The sequence below is a fragment of the Bacillus multifaciens genome (assembly GCF_030756675.1).
GTDB classification, from domain to species: Bacteria; Bacillota; Bacilli; order Bacillales; family Bacillaceae_G; genus Bacillus_A; species Bacillus_A multifaciens.
Genome location: NZ_JAVBXD010000002.1, coordinates 253,451 through 270,591, shown reverse-complemented (window position 1 = coordinate 270,591; position 17,141 = coordinate 253,451). Strand labels below are relative to the sequence as shown.

Annotated in this window: 17 protein-coding genes; 3 read left to right on the top strand and 14 right to left on the bottom strand. The window is 38.2% G+C overall.

Going from position 1 to position 17,141, the window contains the following annotated elements:
- Nucleotides 1–422: 422 nt before the first annotated feature.
- Nucleotides 423–827, bottom strand: coding sequence for a DoxX family protein (locus Q9306_RS03065; protein ID WP_306195152.1), 405 nt, complete (start codon nt 825–827; stop codon nt 423–425).
- 155 nt (nt 828–982) lie between these two features.
- Between Q9306_RS03065 and Q9306_RS03060 the strand changes: the two genes are divergently transcribed.
- Nucleotides 983–1,528, top strand: a complete 546-nt coding sequence (locus Q9306_RS03060) for a helix-turn-helix domain-containing protein (protein WP_306195150.1) — start codon at nt 983–985, stop codon at nt 1,526–1,528.
- A gap of 218 nt (nt 1,529–1,746) precedes the next feature.
- Here the strand turns inward: Q9306_RS03060 and Q9306_RS03055 are convergent, their stop codons facing one another.
- Complete coding sequence (locus tag Q9306_RS03055; RefSeq protein WP_306195148.1) at nt 1,747–2,256, bottom strand: GNAT family N-acetyltransferase; 510 nt, start codon at nt 2,254–2,256, stop codon at nt 1,747–1,749.
- A 176-nt stretch (nt 2,257–2,432) separates the two neighbouring features.
- Between Q9306_RS03055 and Q9306_RS03050 the strand changes: the two genes are divergently transcribed.
- Nucleotides 2,433–3,188 (top strand): HAD family hydrolase, encoded by a 756-nt coding sequence (locus Q9306_RS03050; RefSeq protein WP_306195146.1) that lies wholly within the window; start codon nt 2,433–2,435, stop codon nt 3,186–3,188.
- A 335-nt stretch (nt 3,189–3,523) separates the two neighbouring features.
- On the opposite strand, the gene Q9306_RS03045 is transcribed toward Q9306_RS03050, so the two are convergent.
- The 10 genes from Q9306_RS03045 to Q9306_RS03000 form a co-directional block, all read right to left on the bottom strand.
- Nucleotides 3,524–3,916, bottom strand: coding sequence for an ankyrin repeat domain-containing protein (locus Q9306_RS03045; RefSeq protein ID WP_306195144.1), 393 nt, complete (start codon nt 3,914–3,916; stop codon nt 3,524–3,526).
- On the bottom strand, nt 3,883–4,701 hold the full coding sequence (locus Q9306_RS03040; protein WP_306195142.1) for an ABC transporter ATP-binding protein: 819 nt from the start codon (nt 4,699–4,701) through the stop codon (nt 3,883–3,885). Before Q9306_RS03040 ends, Q9306_RS03045 begins: the two co-directional genes overlap by 34 nt.
- Nucleotides 4,688–5,716, bottom strand: coding sequence for a FecCD family ABC transporter permease (locus Q9306_RS03035; protein ID WP_306195171.1), 1,029 nt, complete (start codon nt 5,714–5,716; stop codon nt 4,688–4,690). Before Q9306_RS03035 ends, Q9306_RS03040 begins: the two co-directional genes overlap by 14 nt.
- Nucleotides 5,717–5,721: 5 nt before the next feature.
- Nucleotides 5,722–6,669: a helical backbone metal receptor gene (locus Q9306_RS03030; protein WP_306195140.1), complete on the bottom strand. Its 948-nt coding sequence runs from the start codon at nt 6,667–6,669 to the stop codon at nt 5,722–5,724.
- A gap of 137 nt (nt 6,670–6,806) precedes the next feature.
- Complete coding sequence (locus Q9306_RS03025) at nt 6,807–7,043, bottom strand: YrhC family protein (protein WP_306195138.1); 237 nt, start codon at nt 7,041–7,043, stop codon at nt 6,807–6,809.
- 303 nt (nt 7,044–7,346) lie between these two features.
- Entirely contained in the window at nt 7,347–9,950 is a 2,604-nt protein-coding gene (gene adhE, locus Q9306_RS03020; RefSeq protein WP_306195135.1) for a bifunctional acetaldehyde-CoA/alcohol dehydrogenase, read from the bottom strand.
- Nucleotides 9,951–10,382: 432 nt separating this feature from the next.
- Nucleotides 10,383–11,516, bottom strand: coding sequence for a bifunctional cystathionine gamma-lyase/homocysteine desulfhydrase (locus tag Q9306_RS03015; RefSeq protein ID WP_306195133.1), 1,134 nt, complete (start codon nt 11,514–11,516; stop codon nt 10,383–10,385).
- A 138-nt stretch (nt 11,517–11,654) separates the two neighbouring features.
- Nucleotides 11,655–12,578 (bottom strand): O-acetylserine dependent cystathionine beta-synthase, encoded by a 924-nt coding sequence (locus Q9306_RS03010; protein WP_306195131.1) that lies wholly within the window; start codon nt 12,576–12,578, stop codon nt 11,655–11,657.
- A gap of 86 nt (nt 12,579–12,664) precedes the next feature.
- Entirely contained in the window at nt 12,665–13,360 is a 696-nt protein-coding gene (gene mtnN, locus Q9306_RS03005; RefSeq protein WP_098915080.1) for a 5'-methylthioadenosine/S-adenosylhomocysteine nucleosidase, read from the bottom strand.
- 14 nt (nt 13,361–13,374) lie between these two features.
- A complete protein-coding gene (locus tag Q9306_RS03000; protein WP_306195128.1) occupies nt 13,375–14,013 on the bottom strand; it encodes a class I SAM-dependent DNA methyltransferase in 639 nt (212 codons plus the stop codon).
- Between the two features lie 137 nt (nt 14,014–14,150).
- On the opposite strand from Q9306_RS03000, the gene Q9306_RS02995 reads away from it, so the two are divergent.
- Nucleotides 14,151–14,366 (top strand): YrzA family protein, encoded by a 216-nt coding sequence (locus Q9306_RS02995; RefSeq protein WP_306195126.1) that lies wholly within the window; start codon nt 14,151–14,153, stop codon nt 14,364–14,366.
- 32 nt (nt 14,367–14,398) lie between these two features.
- Here Q9306_RS02995 and Q9306_RS02990 read toward each other — a convergent pair whose 3' ends face one another.
- Nucleotides 14,399–15,043 (bottom strand): YrrS family protein, encoded by a 645-nt coding sequence (locus Q9306_RS02990; RefSeq protein WP_306195124.1) that lies wholly within the window; start codon nt 15,041–15,043, stop codon nt 14,399–14,401.
- Nucleotides 15,044–15,146: 103 nt separating this feature from the next.
- Nucleotides 15,147–16,904 (bottom strand): peptidoglycan D,D-transpeptidase FtsI family protein, encoded by a 1,758-nt coding sequence (locus tag Q9306_RS02985; protein WP_306195122.1) that lies wholly within the window; start codon nt 16,902–16,904, stop codon nt 15,147–15,149.
- Between the last annotated feature and the right edge of the window lie 237 nt (nt 16,905–17,141).

The following is a 17,141-nucleotide window of genomic DNA, read 5'->3' as shown; positions in this document are numbered from 1 at the left end:
ATTGCTGCTATGCAGAAAAAAAGGAGCTTCCACTCGCTTTCTCCCTTTGTTTTCACTTCGCATGTGGCAGGAAAAGGCACTGACCGCTTCTATGCATGGACAGATGCTCTCGCCCACCTATAAAAAGATGGTTTTATGTCGGTTTTTTAATTCGTATTTATATAGAAAGAAAGAATAAATAATAGTATTTCGTACTTCTAACATTATTGAACTAGAAAAAAGAAGCCATTATCTAGACTTCCTTTTTCTAGTTCACATAAACGAGTAATTAATCTTTTTCATACATCACTGCTATGCAGAACAGAACAAAACATGACCTGCACTCGCTCTCTCCTTTTGTTTTAGGTCCTTGCATGGGGACAGATGTCCTCGTCCACCTAAAAAAAGGGAGTTTACATTTAGCAGTAGAGCCTTATATTAGATTAACCTTTTTTCAAAATCTTAGTTTTTAAGAAACGATCTACAAACCCTTCTGCTTTTACAACAAATAAATAAAGACCCATTGTTAATAACGCTAAGTCTAATTCATATCCTGGATGTTTTCCATCCCCTAATAAACCAAACGGTCCATTCACTTTAACAATTGCTCCAACTAAAATAAGTGCAAATAATAATCCTACGTATCTGACACCTAAACCGATAATTAATAACAAACCACCAACTACCTCTACTGTGGCAACACCATATGCAAGACCGCCTGGTAAACCAATACTTGTAAACCAACCTGCTATATTATCGATTCCTGCTTGAAATTTCTTTAGCCCATGAGCAAAAAATGTAATTCCTAGTACAATTCGAATCATTAAATTACCAATTGATTGATTCATCTTTTCTCTCCTTTTTGTTTTGTTATACAAAACTTTTATTCACATTACAAAACATACAATAAATTTTTTTGTTCGTCAATTAATTTTTAATGAGAAAAAATAAAAAAGATTTGCTATGATACAACTATCTGTTAATAAAAAGGAGCACGATCAGTATGAACATCGGTTCGACAATACGTGAAATTCGCCAGCGCAGAGGAATTACAATTGCGCAAATATGTGAGGGAACAGGGCTTTCTAAAGGATTTATGAGCCAAGTGGAAAATAATAAAACATCTCCGTCTATTCTTACTCTTGAAACAATCGCTCATTTTTTAAATGTCCCTCTTCCTTATTTATTGTTAGAGCAAAAAGATCGGATGAAAATTGTAAAAAAAGAAGAACGGAAATATAGTATTTACGGAAAAGATCAACAAAAAATTGAACATGTAGCCGAGCAAGGCGGACTGCGCTTATCATTAGTAGAAATTCCTGTCGGCTTTCCGAAAGAAAACACACCGAATGCTCATGAAGGTGAAGAATGCCATCTTGTCTTGCGCGGAAAATTAGAGGTACAACACGGAGAAGATATTGCCATCGTAGAAGAAGGGGATTCGTTTTCTTGGAGCGCATGTGTACCGCATATCGTTCGTAATATTGGTGATGAAGCTGCACTTCTTCTTATTTCAAGCCATACTGAAAATCGAAAACATGTCTATTGAAGCATTGTGAACAAATTTGTTTGCAGTGCTTTTTTATAAAGTGAAACTTCCATCAGTGGGGTTTTCTGCATCCCCCACTGATGGTTAGTTAAACGAATCGGGTTTTTACGCACAGTTCTCCCCCACCTATCTTCTTCGCTTTTCACAGAATCTTGAGGTGGGGGTCTTACTGTCCACGAATCGCGGGATAAATAAAATGAAACGAGCAGGTTGCCATTTCACTCACCTGCTCGTTTCATTGCATATACGAGAACATCCATATCATGTAATACAACTGTCTTCTCATAAACCATACCTATCTTTCTTGCTACAAAAATAGAAGCCGGGTGATTCGGATTAATAAGAGAAATAAGTTTCTGAAGCTTTAATACCTGAAAACCATAATCTCGAAAAGCTGCTGCGGCTTCTTTTGCAAATCCATTTCCCCAGTACTTTGGGAGTAGCCAATAGCCAACTTCAATCTCTTCTTTTCCATCAAAGCGTTGCCTAACAAGTCCCGCATGTCCCATTGGTTCTCCCGTTTCCCTATGTAAGATTAAAAATAAACCAAGTCCACATTCGTATCCCGGTAAGACCCAGCTTTCAAGACTTTTTTTACATTGTTCATACGTTTTTAGAGTCCCTTTCCCGATGTAACGAATTACTTGATCGTTCCCCCATAAAGAAGCGTAAAAATCCAAATCATCCATTGTATATCTACGAAACTGTAAACGGTCTGTGTGAAACATGTCCTTTCCTCCTTCTTGTAATCGTGGTAGAAACGGTCACTTTCAAAACTTCAGCTAATTTGGACATATCTTTGATAATTATAGAAATTTTGGCTACCCTCTTGACTTGTAACACATTCCAGAATGTACAATATTTAGTAGGTTATAAATCTATTATAAATGGAGTGACATAAAATATGGGGAAAATTCAAATTTTAGGAGAAATTATTCATGCAAAGGCCATTGCTTTCGATAAGGACGGTACATTATTTCAAGCTATCCCGTTTTGGTATGAAATTGATAGATTGAGAAAACATAAGTTTTCACAAATCGCCGGAGAGGGATACGAGTCTCTTTGGGAAAAAGCAGTTGGTTTCGTCCATCCTGATCAAGTTGATTTTAAAGGATTAATAGCAGTGGCCCCTGAAAGTGATGAAATCATTGTTACCGCGAGCTTGTTATATCAAATTACAAAATACCCATGGCATCACTGTAAAGAGCTTGCCGCTGCTATTTTTAAAGAAAGCGATGAAGAGTTATGCATCGAAAATGCTTTTCATCCGATTGAAGGAGCAGCTGATTGTATAAGCTCCTTACAAAGGGAAGGCATTTATACAGGAATTTTAACATCGGACAATAAATTACGAACAAAAAAGTGTATCGAACTTCTTCGCGTGCCACCTCTGCATTTTCTTCTTACTCCAGAAGATGTAACATGCGGAAAGCCAAACCCAGAGATGATTATAAAAACATGTACACAACTTGGCATTCAACCAAAGGAACTCGTTATGATTGGGGATACTGTTGTGGATGTAAAAATGGCCAAAGAGGCGGGGAGTATTGCTGTAGGGATTGCAAATCACGAACATGCAATAGAAGAATTAACACCGTATGCTGATTTCATCATTACATCTTACACCGACATTCAAGTGTTAACTAAAAAAATGCAGTAGGAAAAAACCTCTTTCTTTTTAGAGGGGCGAGAGCATCTGGCCGCGCATAGAAACGGTCAGGGTGGCTCTTCATCCCCCACTGATTATCAGCCCTCACCAATCGGGCACATGCCAGCAGTTTATCTCCCACCTAACTTCTTAAGAAAAGCGGAAGCGGCTCGCTCAGAATTGCAGGACGCCCACACCAAAGGCAGCAAGGCGCTTTTTGCCTCGTCCGAGGGGGATGGAGCTTCTGACGTAGAGGTGTTTTTTACCTCGTAGGAAGAAGCGAAGCCACCGAACATTCTAGCCACTGGAACTGGACAATGCTTTCGCCAAGTTTTTAGGTGGGAGTATTACTTGCGGGATAAATAAGCTAATACATGCTCAGCTTTCTCTCCGCCCATTCGTGCATGCTGAATCAGTGAAATGCCGTGTGGACCAGAAGCATATTTCGCTTCCGGCTGCACTGTTAAAATAGCCTGCACAAGTTCTAATTTCCCAAGCATTGCCGCCGCAAATATGTCCATACGTGCCCCTTTTTCTAATAAATATAGAGCAATATCTCTATGGCCAACATGCGCAGCTGCACCTAGCGCCGTTTCCCAATCATCGCCGCCCCAATTATAAGAAGCATGGAGCAAACCTGGATTTTCTGCTAAAAGCTCTTGTACTCTCTCTAAATTCCCATGAGCTGCCATTACAAATTCTCTTACTAATTCACCGGCAATACGTCCTTCTGTTTGCATATCTCTTCTCCTTTTTTACAAATTCGCTTCGGGGTAAAAAACGGTTTCTCATTTCCTTGAAAAATATCGACTTCAATTCCGAAAACGCGATGAAACATTTGATGGCATAAGACACACTCTGGTGCTCCGTCATATTGAATTTCGCCTTGTTTTAAAACAAGTAAACGATCACTATACCCAGCTGCTTGATTAATATCGTGAAGAACCATAACAATCGTCATGCCAAATTCTTCATTTAAGCGCTTTACTAATTCCATCACTTCTAACTGATGAACAATGTCTAAAAACGTTGTCGGTTCATCTAGCAATAAAATATTGGTACGCTGCGCTAACGTCATCGCAATCCATGCACGCTGCCTTTCTCCCCCCGATAAGGAATGCAAAAGGCGATGTTCATACCCTTCCAACTTTGTTACATTTAGTGCCCATTCCACAATATTTTCATCTTCTTTATTCAAACGACTATTCCATGATTTATGAGGCTCTCTTCCAAACGCAACTAATTCTCTAACAGTTAAATCTAACTGATGATCGTGCATTTGCGGTAACATCGCTAATTTCTTCGCAACATCTGCACTTTTCATTGTATGTATACTTTTCCCATCTAAGATGACCTCACCTGTCCTTGGATGAAGCAATCTCGCTATTAAACGTAATAGCGTCGACTTTCCTGAACCGTTTGGACCAATTAAACTAATGATTTCTCCCGCCTCAATCTGTACATTTATATTTTGAATTTGAAAGCGATCTGAATGAGAATAAGACACCTCTTTAACGGAAAGCACTTTGTTTTCCTCCTTTCTGAATTAAGTATAAAAAGAATGGACCTCCTAAAAAGGAGAGTAAAATCCCAACAGGTAGTTCAATTGGATCAAACCAGCTTCTAGCAATTGCATCAGCAAAGACTAGCAAGACACCGCCACCTAAGCAAGATAACGGCAATAAATAGCGGTAGTCATTCCCAACTAATAAACGTAATATATGCGGAACAACAAGTCCGACAAAACCAATCAAACCGGAAACGCTAACAGCAATCCCAGCTAATAGCGTACTTACTACAATTAAGAAAAATCGGCTTCGCTCGACATTATGTCCAAGCAACTTCGCCATCTCATCGCCAAGCATCAGTACACGAATATGTTTAATCCCTATGAAAGCAAGGACAAGCGCAAAGATTGCATAGTAAATAATCATATTGAAATGCGACCAACTTACACCACCAATTCCGCCTGCTAACCACGGCAAAACAGATTGTACTTTATCACTATGTAACAACATAAGTGCTGACGTTGCAGCTCCAATTAAAGCGTTAATAGAAACACCGACTAAAACAATCCGAGACGGCGGCGCCCCTTTTTTCCAAGACAAAGCATAAATAATCATCGCTGTTATAAATGCTCCTAAAAATGCGCCAAGGGGCAGAAACGTCATATGCTGTGGAAATAAAATCATAATGACGATGGCAACGAGCCCTGCTCCCGATGAAACACCAATAATTCCGGGATCTGCAAGCGGGTTCCTCATCACTCCTTGTAATAAAGCACCCGATGCAGCTAAACACATTCCCACAACAAACCCAACAAGCACACGTGGAATACGCAAATCCCACACGATTCGATGGACAGTTGAATTTTCATCTTGTATACCTTGTGCAATGTCTTGTAATGAAAAAGATAAACTTCCTGCAATAAGTCCATAAAAGAGAACAAGAATCGTCATAGTAAGTAAAGCGACCGTTAATATCCATCTTTTTTTCGCAAAAGGGTGTGACTGTTCTTTTATTACTGCATTACTTTGCATATTCATCATTTCCTTACGTCTTGTAAACTTTTATACATAAAGTCCATTGCATCTGTTACTTTTGTACCTGGATTTGAACCGAATAAATCCGGTGGTAAAATAACAACTCGATTATGTTTTACAGCTTCTAAGTTTTTCCACGCTGCATTTTTCATCATTTCGCCTTCAAATGCTTTTTTTACACCTTCTGGATCACCGTGTGTAATTAAGAAAATAATATCTGGATTTGCTTCAATAATGCGCTCTGTGCTTAACTGTGCATATTGCGGATATTCCTTCGCCTTTGGAAATTCCGCTGCGATATTTTTCCCGCCTGTTTTTTCTAAAATATCACCAGATAAAGATGTTGGCAGTGCTGCCAAATATGTTCCGGGAGCACCGTATACTAAAAGTGCTTTCGCATTACTTTTTTTCTCATATTTCTTCATGTGTTCTGTAATTTTTTTATTTAATCCCTTTGCCTTCTCTTCTTTTTGAAGAACTGTTCCATACATATCAATGCTCTTTTGAATATCTTGAACAGAGTTTGCAGACGAGATAATGACTTTTGTACCTTGTCCTTCTAGCGTTGGAATATTTTTCTCAAACCCGTTATTTGCGACCATAAGCTCTGGTTTTAATCCTGCTATTTGTTCAAAATTCGGCTGGTGTGCATTGCCGATTTCCTTTGCTTTTTTTAGCTCCTCACTAAGAGGCAACTTCGTGCTAGGTCGTCCAACAACATTCCCGCCTAACGCATGGAGAATATCCATATCACCAACACTTAATGTTGCAATGCTTTGTGGTGACTTTGTAAATGTTACTTTACGATTTGCGAAGTCTGTGATAACAATTTCCTTGTTTTCTTTTTCTTTTGGCGCTGCAGATGTTTTCTCGCTTTCTTTTGCACTGCAGCCGATTAATAAGAAAAAAATAGAAAAGATAGCTGTAAATAATGTTATATATTTTTTCATTCTCTCACCTCTAATTGATAATGATAATCACTTAATACTATTTTAATTTAATTGATAAAGATTATCATTGTCAATAAAAAGTTGTTTTTAACAAAAAAAAACGTTACTCAAAGATACTCTTTAAGTAACGTTTCTATTTATAGTGACTGTTCATGTTCGTTCTCCTCTAATTTGTCACGCAGCTCTCTCACGCGGTAGAAAAAATAAAATGAACCTCCTAAAAAAGCAGCAATCACACCCATCATAGCAAACATTTGCACCGCTTCTTTTTGTCCATTTGGGAGTAATAAACCGAGCATTAAAAATGCACTTAGCGCTAACATGACTTGACCGAAACGAATATAATCAGCAATTTTTTGCTGTAATTCTTTCATTCTTCACTCACTCCTCTTTTTTCACTGTATCATATTTTCATCGTTTCGTAGGCAAGTAAATACAGCCAATGAGGGAGAAGTTTTCCATGAATACAAATTGAAAAAACGACATAAAAACCCTTTTCTTTTTAAGGGGGGCGAGAGTATCTGGCCATGTATAGCTGCGGTCAGAGCCTTTTCCTTCCACGTGCCATATGAAAACCAAGAGAGAAAGCAAGTAGCGGTCGCTTTTTTCTCTGCATAGCAGTGACTTACATGTTGAAAAGTCAAGAAAGAGCCGTACTGATTACGGCTCTTTCTAATTTACACACCTTTATATGCTTGCTTATATACTTCTTTTAATTCTGAAATAAGCGGTAATTTCGGATTTGCTGTTGTACATTGATCTTCAAATGCTCGTTCAGAAAGCATATCCACAACCGCTTCAAATGCTTCTTTTTCAACACCTTGACTAGCGATGCTCATATTAATATTTAATTCTTTTCCAAGAGCGATAATCGCTTGTACTAATGATTCTACGCCTTCTTCCACTGTACGCGCTGGAAGTCCAAGCATTCTTGCAATATGTGCATAGCGCTCATCTGCAACAAAGTGCTCATATTTTGGGAATAATGCATGTTTTCTTGGTTTAATTGCATTATAGCGAATGACGTGCGGCATTAAAATGGCATTGGCACGTCCGTGCGGAATATGGAATTCCGGTCCCAGTTTATGTGCTAAGCTATGGTTAATACCAAGAAATGCATTTGCAAATGCCATACCAGCCATTGCTGATGCATTATGCATTTTTTCACGAGCCTCTTCATCATTTCCATCTTTATATGCGCGCGGTAAATATTTAAACACAAGATCCATTGCTTTTAAAGCTAATCCATCTGTATAATCATTTGCCATAATCGATACGTACGCTTCAATTGCATGTGTTAAAACATCCATTCCTGTGTCAGCAGTAACATGCGGTGGTACTGTCATAACAAACTGCGGATCCACAATGGCAACGTCTGGTGTTAATTCATAATCAGCGAGCGGATATTTGATATTGTTCTTTTTATCTGTAATAACCGCAAATGGTGTCACTTCTGACCCTGTTCCAGATGTTGTTGGAATCGCAACAAACTGCGCCTTATCTCCTAGTTTTGGATATTTACATGTACGTTTTCTAATATCTAAAAACTTTTGTTTTATACCAAAGAATTCTGTTTCTGGATGCTCATAAAATAGCCACATTCCTTTTGCTGCATCCATCGCTGATCCACCGCCAAGAGCAATGATCACGTCTGGCTTAAAGCTTCGCATCATTTCTGCTCCTTTAAATACAGTTTCATCTGATGGATCCGGCTCTACTTCAAAGAATACTTCTACTTTTACATCGTTTCTATGTTGACGTAAATAATGTGTTACTGTATCTACATATCCAAGTTCTACCATACCAGGATCTGTTACAATAAATGCTCTTGAAATGTTGGGCATTTTTGCTAAATATTGTGTAGCATGTTTTTCAAAAAAGATTTTAGGTGGTAGCTTGAACCATTGCATATTCTTTTTTCTATTTGCGAGTCTCTTTACATTCATTAAATGTGTTGCCGTTACGTTTTGAGAAACAGAGTTCTTTCCGTATGATCCGCATCCAAGTGTAAGCGATGGAATGAAAGCATTATATACATCACCAATTCCGCCTTGTGCTGACGGAGCATTTACAATAAGACGACACGCTTTCATACGTAAACCAAACTGTTTTTGTACTTCTTTATTTGCAGAGTGAATGACAGCAGAATGACCTAACCCGCCAAGCTCTAACATGTTTTCACAGTGCTGTAATCCTTCTTCTAATGAATTTGCTTTTATACAAGCTAATACTGGGCTTAATTTTTCACGAGATAACGGATAAGCTGCACCGACTCCTTTAATTTCAGCTACAAGCATCTTTGTATCTTCAGGTACTGTAATCCCTGCTAAAGCTGCAATGTAATGAGCGGATTTCCCAACAATATCACTATTTACTGCACATGTATTTTCATTAATGACAAGCTTTTCTAATTTTTTTCGTTCCTCTTCTGTCACAAAGTAACAATTATTGGCGATCATTTCTTGTTTTACATCATTATAAATTTCTTTATCCACAATAATCGCTTGTTCAGAAGCACAAATCATACCATTATCAAACGTTTTCGATAAAATCACATCATTTACAGCACGTTTCACGTTCGCTGATTTTTCCATATAACATGGAACGTTACCTGGCCCTACTCCTAAAGCTGGTTTACCAGTAGAATATGCTGATTTCACCATTCCAGCTCCTCCAGTTGCTAGAACAAGCGCTACACCTTCATGATTCATTAATTGTTTTGTTGCCTCAACAGAAGGCTTTTCAACCCATTGCACGCAGTGTTCTGGTGCACCAGCTTTCACTGCAGCATCACGCACTGTTTTCGCAGCAGCGATAGAACATTGCTGTGCTGAAGGATGGAATGCAAAAATGATTGGGTTTCTCGTTTTCATCGCAATGATTGCTTTAAACATCGTTGTAGATGTTGGGTTTGTTACCGGCGTTACCCCAGCAACTACACCGACCGGCTCTGCAATTTCTATTACTTCCTCATGTGGATCCTCATGAATAATACCCACTGTTTTATCGTCTTTTATACTATTCCAAATATATTCAGTTGCGAAAATATTTTTAATACATTTATCTTCATACACACCGCGTCCTGTTTCTTCAACAGCCATTTTCGCAAGCGGCATATGCTGATCCACACCCGCTAGTGCCATTTCATGTACAATTTTATCAATTTGTTCCTGTGTAAATCCTTCTAATGCTTGTAAAGCCTTTTGACCATTCTTTACTAATGTCTCAATCATACCTGTTACTTCTTGCATTTCATTTACTACTTTCTCTTTGACTGCCATGTAATTTCCTCCTATTCAGCTTCTGGACAAATATGAACCCTAAGGGTCTAAACGTGTCCCTAATAGCTAAAAAAATAGAACTACCTTTTCTACATGAATCTCATTGTTTGTGAAACATTTCACATGATTGTGTGTAAAGCATCTCGCTTCATGTGTTTTACTATACACTAGATATTCTTATTTGTGTGTGTCTAATTTGTGAAAAGTTTCACAAACTTAATATATATAAATTTTTTTCGACATATAGATTGCTTCTATTCCCAAAAAAGGAAATTGCACTCACTTGCTCTCTTTGGTTTTAACTGCGCATGTGGCAGAAAAAGGCACTGACCGCTACTATGCATCGCCAGTCCCTCTCGCCCATTTAAAAAAATGCTTTTCTGTCGTTTTTTCATAAAGTAACTGAGTAGTTACCATATAGTGCTTATTCCCTTATGCTAATGCTCGTGCTAAATCTTCAATTAAATCTTCTCCGTCTTCAATTCCAACTGAAATACGAATTAATGTATCTGTAATTCCTAGTTGTGCTCGGCGCTCTGCTGGAATAGAGGCGTGGGTCATTTGCGAAGGGATAGAAATCAAGCTTTCTACTGCTCCTAAACTTTCAGCAAGCGTAAAGTATTGTACTTTCTCAAGCACAGTGTTTAATGTTTCTTGACTATCTACATCAAACGAAATAATTGCACCGAAACCATCTGCTTGTTCTGCTGCTAAATCATGGTTATGGTGAGTGCTAAGCCCTGGATAATACACTTTATTTACTTTCGGATGATTTTGTAAAAACTCAGCAATTGCACGTGCATTCGCTTCATGTTCTTCCATGCGCACTCCTAATGTTTTTAAACCACGCAGTAATAAGAAACTATCTTGTGGTCCTAAAATACCACCTGTTGAGTTTTGTACAAAGTGAAGGTCTTCTGCTAACTTTGCACTATTTACAGCTACTACACCTGCAACAACATCGCTATGACCGCCTAAATATTTTGTAGCACTATGAAGGACAATATCTGCACCAAGAGAGATTGGTGTTTGCCAATACGGTGTCATAAATGTATTATCAACAATTGTTAATAGACCTCGTTCTTTAGCAAGTGCTGCAAGTTGTTTAATATCCGTAATTTTTAAAAGCGGGTTTGTCGGTGTTTCAACATAAATTGCTTTTGTGTTTGGAAGAATCGCTGCTTTTACTTCTTCTAAGTTTGTTGTATCAACAAATGTATGTTCAATCCCAAAGCGATTTAATACTTTTGACATGACGCGGTACGTTCCGCCGTACACATCATCTGTTAAAACAACGTGATCTCCTTTAGAGAAAAGCATCATGACCGCTGTAATTGCTGCCATACCGGATCCGAATGCAAATCCCGCATGACCATTTTCAAGAACAGCAATTGTTTCTTCAAGAGCTGAACGAGTTGGATTTCCTGTACGTGAATATTCATACCCTTTATGATTTCCTACACCTTCTTGTTTGTACGTACTCGTTTGATAAATCGGTACTGTTACAGCCCCAGTTGAAGGTTCTCCGATATGAATACCATGAATTAACTTTGTTTTTGTTCTCATTTTATTCCCATCCTTTGTATATGTCCTTATTCAAATAGCGTTCGCTGCTATCTGGAAAAATGGTTACAATATTCGTCTCTGTTTTCGAAATATTATCCGATGCGAATACCATGAATTAACTTTGTCGTTGTTCTCATTTTATTCCCATCCATTGTATATGTTCTTACTCAAATAGCGTTCGCTGCTATCTGGAAAAATGGTTACAATATTTGTTCCTGGCTTTGCTTTCTCAGCTTCTAATAAGCTTGCATGAAGTGCTGCACCCGAAGAACTGCCAACAAGGAGCCCCTCTTTTTGCGCCAGTTGTTTCACACGTGAAAACGCATCACGATCCGAAATCGTATGAATGGCATCAAAATATGTTGGATTAAGAAATGATGGTATAAACTCAAGCCCAATTCCTTCTGTCTCATGAGAACCGGCTTCGCCCCCATTTAAAATAGAGCCTTCTGGTTCAACAATGACTGTTTGAATTTGTTGATTTTGCTCTTTCAAATATGATGCTGTTCCCATAAATGTTCCACCGGTTCCAGCACCAGCGACAAATAGATCAATATGTCCATCTAGTGCCTCCCACAGTTCAGGCCCTAATGTTTTATAGTATGCACGTGGATTTGCTTCATTTGCAAATTGACATGGAGAATACGAATTTGGAATTTCTTTCAGAAGTTCTTCTGCTTTTGCAATAGCACCTGTCATTCCTTGTGACGTAGGTGTATGAACAATTGTTGCACCAAGAGCTTTCATAAGTTCTTGTTTTTCAATACTAAATTTTTCTGGAACGCAGACAATAACATGTACATCATGCTCAAGTGCTGCAAGTGCCAGTCCGATTCCTGTATTGCCAGCTGTCGGTTCAATAATAGTCCCACCTGGCTTTACAAGCCCTTTAGCGAGAGCATCCTCAATTAATTCTCGACCTAGCCGATCTTTCACACTTCCACCTGGATTGAAAAATTCAAGCTTCGCAAAAAGCCGAACACCTTCTGGAAGTAAAAAGCGCGTAATTTCAACGAGCGGTGTATGTCCGATTAGGTCATGAACACTGCGATACACTTTCATCGTATTTCCTCCTTACCTAACCCCTTAAAAGAAAAAAGGCAACTGTATGTAATTTCTATATATGAAACAGTTGCCTTTTTGCTACATTACTTTAATTCTTCTAATACCTTTACAATAAAGTTTGTAGAATGAAGAGCTGCTTGATCTAAAAACTGTTCAAACGAAACATCTGATTCTTTACCAGCAATATCAGAAAGTGCACGAATGATAACAAATGGCACTTTATATTGATAACATACTTGTGCAACTGCCGCAGCTTCCATTTCTACTGCATGCAGATCAGTGAACTTCTCCCGAATAAATGAAACGCGGTTTGGATCGCTCATGAAAGAATCTCCTGTTGCAATCATACCTTTAACAACTTGAATTCCTTCTGCTGTTTGCATACATTTTTCAGCTAATGCAACAAGTTCTTCATCGGCTGGAAATCCTGCTGGCATTCCTGGTACTTGACCGTATTCATAGTTAAATGCTGTTACATCTACGTCATGGTGACGAACTTCTGTTGAAATGACAACATCACCTACGTTTAAAGAATGATGGAATCCACCAGCTGAACCCGTATTAATAATTTTTTCCGGCTGATAACGTTCTAATAAAATCGTTGTAGACATCGCTGCATTTACTTTACCGATACCTGATTTTAACAAGATTACTTCATGCCCTGCTAATGTACCTTTCGTAAATTCACAACCCGCTACTGTTTCTGTTTCTGCCTGTTCTAGCTTGTCACGTAAAATACGTACTTCTTCTTCCATTGCTCCAATTACAGCAATTCTCAATCGAATCCCTCTTTCTATTGCTTCGTTGCCTCCATTACCCAAACATAATGATTCATGCGAGTAAATGAGACATGAAAGCCATTGTTTTCAAAAATAGATTGCATGACTGGAATACGCGTATAATATTCCGTTTGTAGATCATTTGCTAACTCATAAAACCCACGCTGTTGCGCGGCTTCAATAGTTTTATCATATGCGTCCTGATCTACAAATATCGTGTCAGCAAACACTATTTTACCACCTTTGTTTAGCAATTGACCATACTTCGCAATTGCTACATTTTTTTCCTCATCAAGTAAGTGGTGAAACGCATATGTGCTGACGATTGTATCCACATGCGAAAGAGTGACGAAATTTAAAAAATCACCTTCTGTAATCGCTACTTCTTTCGGAAGCTTTTGCTTAGCAATCGTACGCATTTCTTTCGATGGCTCTATCCCGTAAACAGTGCGACCAGCAGCTAATAATCTATTTGTTAAGTTGCCAGTACCAACACCAAATTCTAAAACATTACCAAAAGATTTATTTACTACATCCTCTAAAATCTCCTCATAACGGGCGAAAACTTCTTTATATTGTATATCTTCACCCTGTACGAACGAATCGTACGTATGAGCCCATTGATCAAATAGTTCATTAAATTCTGTTCCCATAGAAAATTCCCCTTTTTCTTATCGGATTTATCAGTATAATATGCCTTATTCATCAAAAAGTCAACAAAAATGCACATGGTATTTCTTAGTTTTCTTTGATACACTAAACTATGAACATGCGAAAAGAGGTGTTCTTCATGTCGTTTACATTTGAAATGATAGAAGATAAAGTTGAGTTTTTTGAGGCAGCTAGCTTAACATTGCTAGAAAAGAAAATTAATGAGCAAATTGATAATAATAAGGCACTAATGTTAGAAGTTCATCACGTTTCGCATCAAATGATGATGGATCCTGAAAGCAAACGACCATATTATAGCGCTGTTGTTCACTTTAAATTAAAAAAATTGCGCTAAAAAGGAGAGAGGCTTTATCACCTCTCTCCTTTTTAATTCAGGGTTTGAACTAGCGTTGGTTTCCAGCCCTCATTCTCTACCCAATCAATATTTACATTATATTTGTTTCCTGTTTGTTTATCTGTTACTCTGCCGTATGCTTTCTGTTTTCCGTTATTTCCAATACGTTGAATTACCAACTGTTCCACTGGGATATCAATTGCATAAGCAATCGCTTTATTCATCTCATTCCAGTCCACGCTTCCTTTCTGGAATGTCATTGCAGGTGATTGCCCTTGCTCAGTACCAACTGGTTTCCAAGCTGGTTTTGTATATGCTTCTTTCGCTTGTGGAATTGTTTTCTCTGCGGATACTTTTTCGTTCTCTTTTGCTTTCGCTTCTTCTTCCGCTTTCTTCTTAGCTTCTTCTTCTTTTTTCTTTTGTTCCGCTGCTTTTGCTTCTTCTTTCTTCTTAGCAGCATCTTCTTTCTCTTTCTTTTTCGCGGCTTCTTTTTCTTTTTCAGTTTGCTGCGCTACTTTTTTATCACTAGAAGCAGCCTGTTCTGTATTATCAGAAGTAAAGAATAGTTGATATGCTACAATTACTACCGCTAATAACACGATACCAATTGCAATATTCAATATACCATTTTGGCGACGCCTTTGTTGTTTATTTTGAAATCTAGTTCCTCCTGCCATTATTCAAACCTCCATGACAATTTTCATACTTGTTATTGTAACATCAAATGCCCAAAGGTTGAAGGAGTAAGGCTACTTTTTCACAAAATGAAAATATTTCTTATCACTTTTGCAATTGTTCCTCCTTAGCAATCACCTTCACATAATCAGTAAAAATACGTGTTACTGCATTGTCTTTCTTATTCGTTTCTAAATCTACGACAACTAATGCATACCGTGGATTTTCATACGGAAAATAACCAGCAAACCACCGATTTTCATAATTCTCTTTCCCTGTTTGTGCAGTTCCTGATTTTCCCGCTATTGTAAACGGTAATGATTGATACACAGATCCTGTACCATTCGGTGCCGTTACAACACTTCTTAACAATCGCTGCACTTTCTTAATCGTATTTCTTTTCAGTGTTTTTCCTTGTAATACATGATCTTCAAAATGAAATACTTTCGTACCATTTTTATATGTAATGTCCCGAACGGCTTTAACTTCTTTCTTATCACCGCCCCTTGCAATGGTTGCCATCATATTCGCAACAGCTAGGGGTGATAAGCGAACGTCCTTTTGACCGATTGCCGTTTGCGCAATTGCTTTGCGAACGTTTTTCTCTCTTTCATCGCGCCAAATCGTTCCCTCCTTTTCCTCTATAAGCTGCCGAAATGCAGTCGTATGAAAAACATTTCCTTCCCATCCAACACTTTTAGACGCTCCTAAGGCCTCAACATACTTCTCAATCATCATTTTATCTTTTTGTAACAATTCGCGTCCAAGCTCTGCAAACGTACGATTACAACTACGAGCAAAGCTTTCTGTAAACGATAGCGTTCCCATCAATCGATCGGCTTGCCCTTCTCCGTAAAGATCCATATCGCAATCAAATCTTCGCTTTGCAGCAACTATTCCTTCTTCAATAGCTGCTGCTGCAATAACTGTTTTAAAAACAGAGCCAGGAAAATGAGGAATCAGCATTTGATTACTTGCTCCACGCTTATATGCTTCCTTATTATTTGTATGCAGCGATGGCTTACTCACCATTGCTACAATTTCACTCGCCTGTACATCCAATAATACTAATCCACCCTTTTGCAATCCATGCTTTTTCACGAGTTCTTCTGCTTTTAGCTGCAACCACTTGTCTATTGTTGTTTGAACCGTAACCGGATAAAAGGGGTTTCCAGGCGCTGTAAATTTCGCACGTTCTCCTAAAATCGGCTCCCCTTTCCCATCTATTTGATACAGCACTTTCGTTTCACCGTCAGTCATTAAAAACTCGTCAAATGACTGCTGTAATCCAGAAATACCGATGGGAGTTTTGCTAGATAACTTTTTTAATTTCTCATAACGCTTTTTATATTCTTTCTCATTTTCTCCGACTACACCTATCAAGTGCTCTGCTTCTCGGATTCGTTGCATTCTAACTTCAGTTGCTACCATACCTAACATACCGGTACGGTTCACCTTTTTCATTTGTTCTTTTGTTAATGGAAATGGACGATCATCTTTTTGAAATATAAATGGTTTACTTCTACTTTTCATTTGCACTTGAATATCTTTGCGAGATATACCAATTATATGAGCTACTTTCTCCAACATATCATTGTTTATTTGTAAAAAAGGAAAAATAACTAAAACTGGATATCTTTCTTCTCCAATATTTTCTCCATTTCGATCAATAAAGTGTCCCCTGCCATCATCCACTGTGACTGCTTGTGCACGCTGGTTAACACTCATTTCTATTAAATTAATATGCCTATTTGTAAATGACTCAGTAGCTATTAGCTGTATTTGCACCAACCTACCAATTAGTAAAAATATAATGGACATAAAAGATGATAAGATGATAATCATTCTCCGCTTGATTTTCATAAAAAACACCTCGTCTTTTCAGTTTAGACGAGATGTCATTCCTTTTATACAAAACAAGCTATTATTAGAGTTTAAATTTTTCTTGTATAGTTTTTATCCCGCATTAACGGGCAGTAAGACCCCCACCTTAAGATTGAAAGAGAAGCGAAGAAGATAGGTGGAGGATAACTGCCCATAAAAGCCCGATTGGTTCAACTAACCATCAGTGGGGATAAAGAAAACCCCCACCGATGGAAG

What these genes read in the sequence shown, in the direction of transcription:
- adhE (WP_306195135.1), bottom strand. Translation starts at nt 9,950, where the DNA reads ATGGCAGTCAAAGAGAAAGTAGTAAATGAAATGCAAGAAGTAACAGGT.
- Q9306_RS03030 (WP_306195140.1), bottom strand. Translation starts at nt 6,669, where the DNA reads ATGAAAAAATATATAACATTATTTACAGCTATCTTTTCTATTTTTTTC.
- Q9306_RS03055 (WP_306195148.1), bottom strand. Translation starts at nt 2,256, where the DNA reads ATGTTTCACACAGACCGTTTACAGTTTCGTAGATATACAATGGATGAT.
- Q9306_RS03015 (WP_306195133.1), bottom strand. Translation starts at nt 11,516, where the DNA reads ATGAGAACAAAAACAAAGTTAATTCATGGTATTCATATCGGAGAACCT.
- Q9306_RS03035 (WP_306195171.1), bottom strand. Translation starts at nt 5,716, where the DNA reads ATGCAAAGTAATGCAGTAATAAAAGAACAGTCACACCCTTTTGCGAAA.
- Q9306_RS02995 (WP_306195126.1), top strand. Translation starts at nt 14,151, where the DNA reads ATGTCGTTTACATTTGAAATGATAGAAGATAAAGTTGAGTTTTTTGAG.
- Q9306_RS02990 (WP_306195124.1), bottom strand. Translation starts at nt 15,043, where the DNA reads ATGGCAGGAGGAACTAGATTTCAAAATAAACAACAAAGGCGTCGCCAA.
- Q9306_RS03000 (WP_306195128.1), bottom strand. Translation starts at nt 14,013, where the DNA reads ATGGGAACAGAATTTAATGAACTATTTGATCAATGGGCTCATACGTAC.
- Q9306_RS03025 (WP_306195138.1), bottom strand. Translation starts at nt 7,043, where the DNA reads ATGAAAGAATTACAGCAAAAAATTGCTGATTATATTCGTTTCGGTCAA.
- Q9306_RS02985 (WP_306195122.1), bottom strand. Translation starts at nt 16,904, where the DNA reads ATGAAAATCAAGCGGAGAATGATTATCATCTTATCATCTTTTATGTCC.
- Q9306_RS03065 (WP_306195152.1), bottom strand. Translation starts at nt 827, where the DNA reads ATGAATCAATCAATTGGTAATTTAATGATTCGAATTGTACTAGGAATT.
- Q9306_RS03010 (WP_306195131.1), bottom strand. Translation starts at nt 12,578, where the DNA reads ATGAAAGTGTATCGCAGTGTTCATGACCTAATCGGACATACACCGCTC.
- Q9306_RS03050 (WP_306195146.1), top strand. Translation starts at nt 2,433, where the DNA reads ATGGGGAAAATTCAAATTTTAGGAGAAATTATTCATGCAAAGGCCATT.
- Q9306_RS03060 (WP_306195150.1), top strand. Translation starts at nt 983, where the DNA reads ATGAACATCGGTTCGACAATACGTGAAATTCGCCAGCGCAGAGGAATT.
- Q9306_RS03045 (WP_306195144.1), bottom strand. Translation starts at nt 3,916, where the DNA reads ATGCAAACAGAAGGACGTATTGCCGGTGAATTAGTAAGAGAATTTGTA.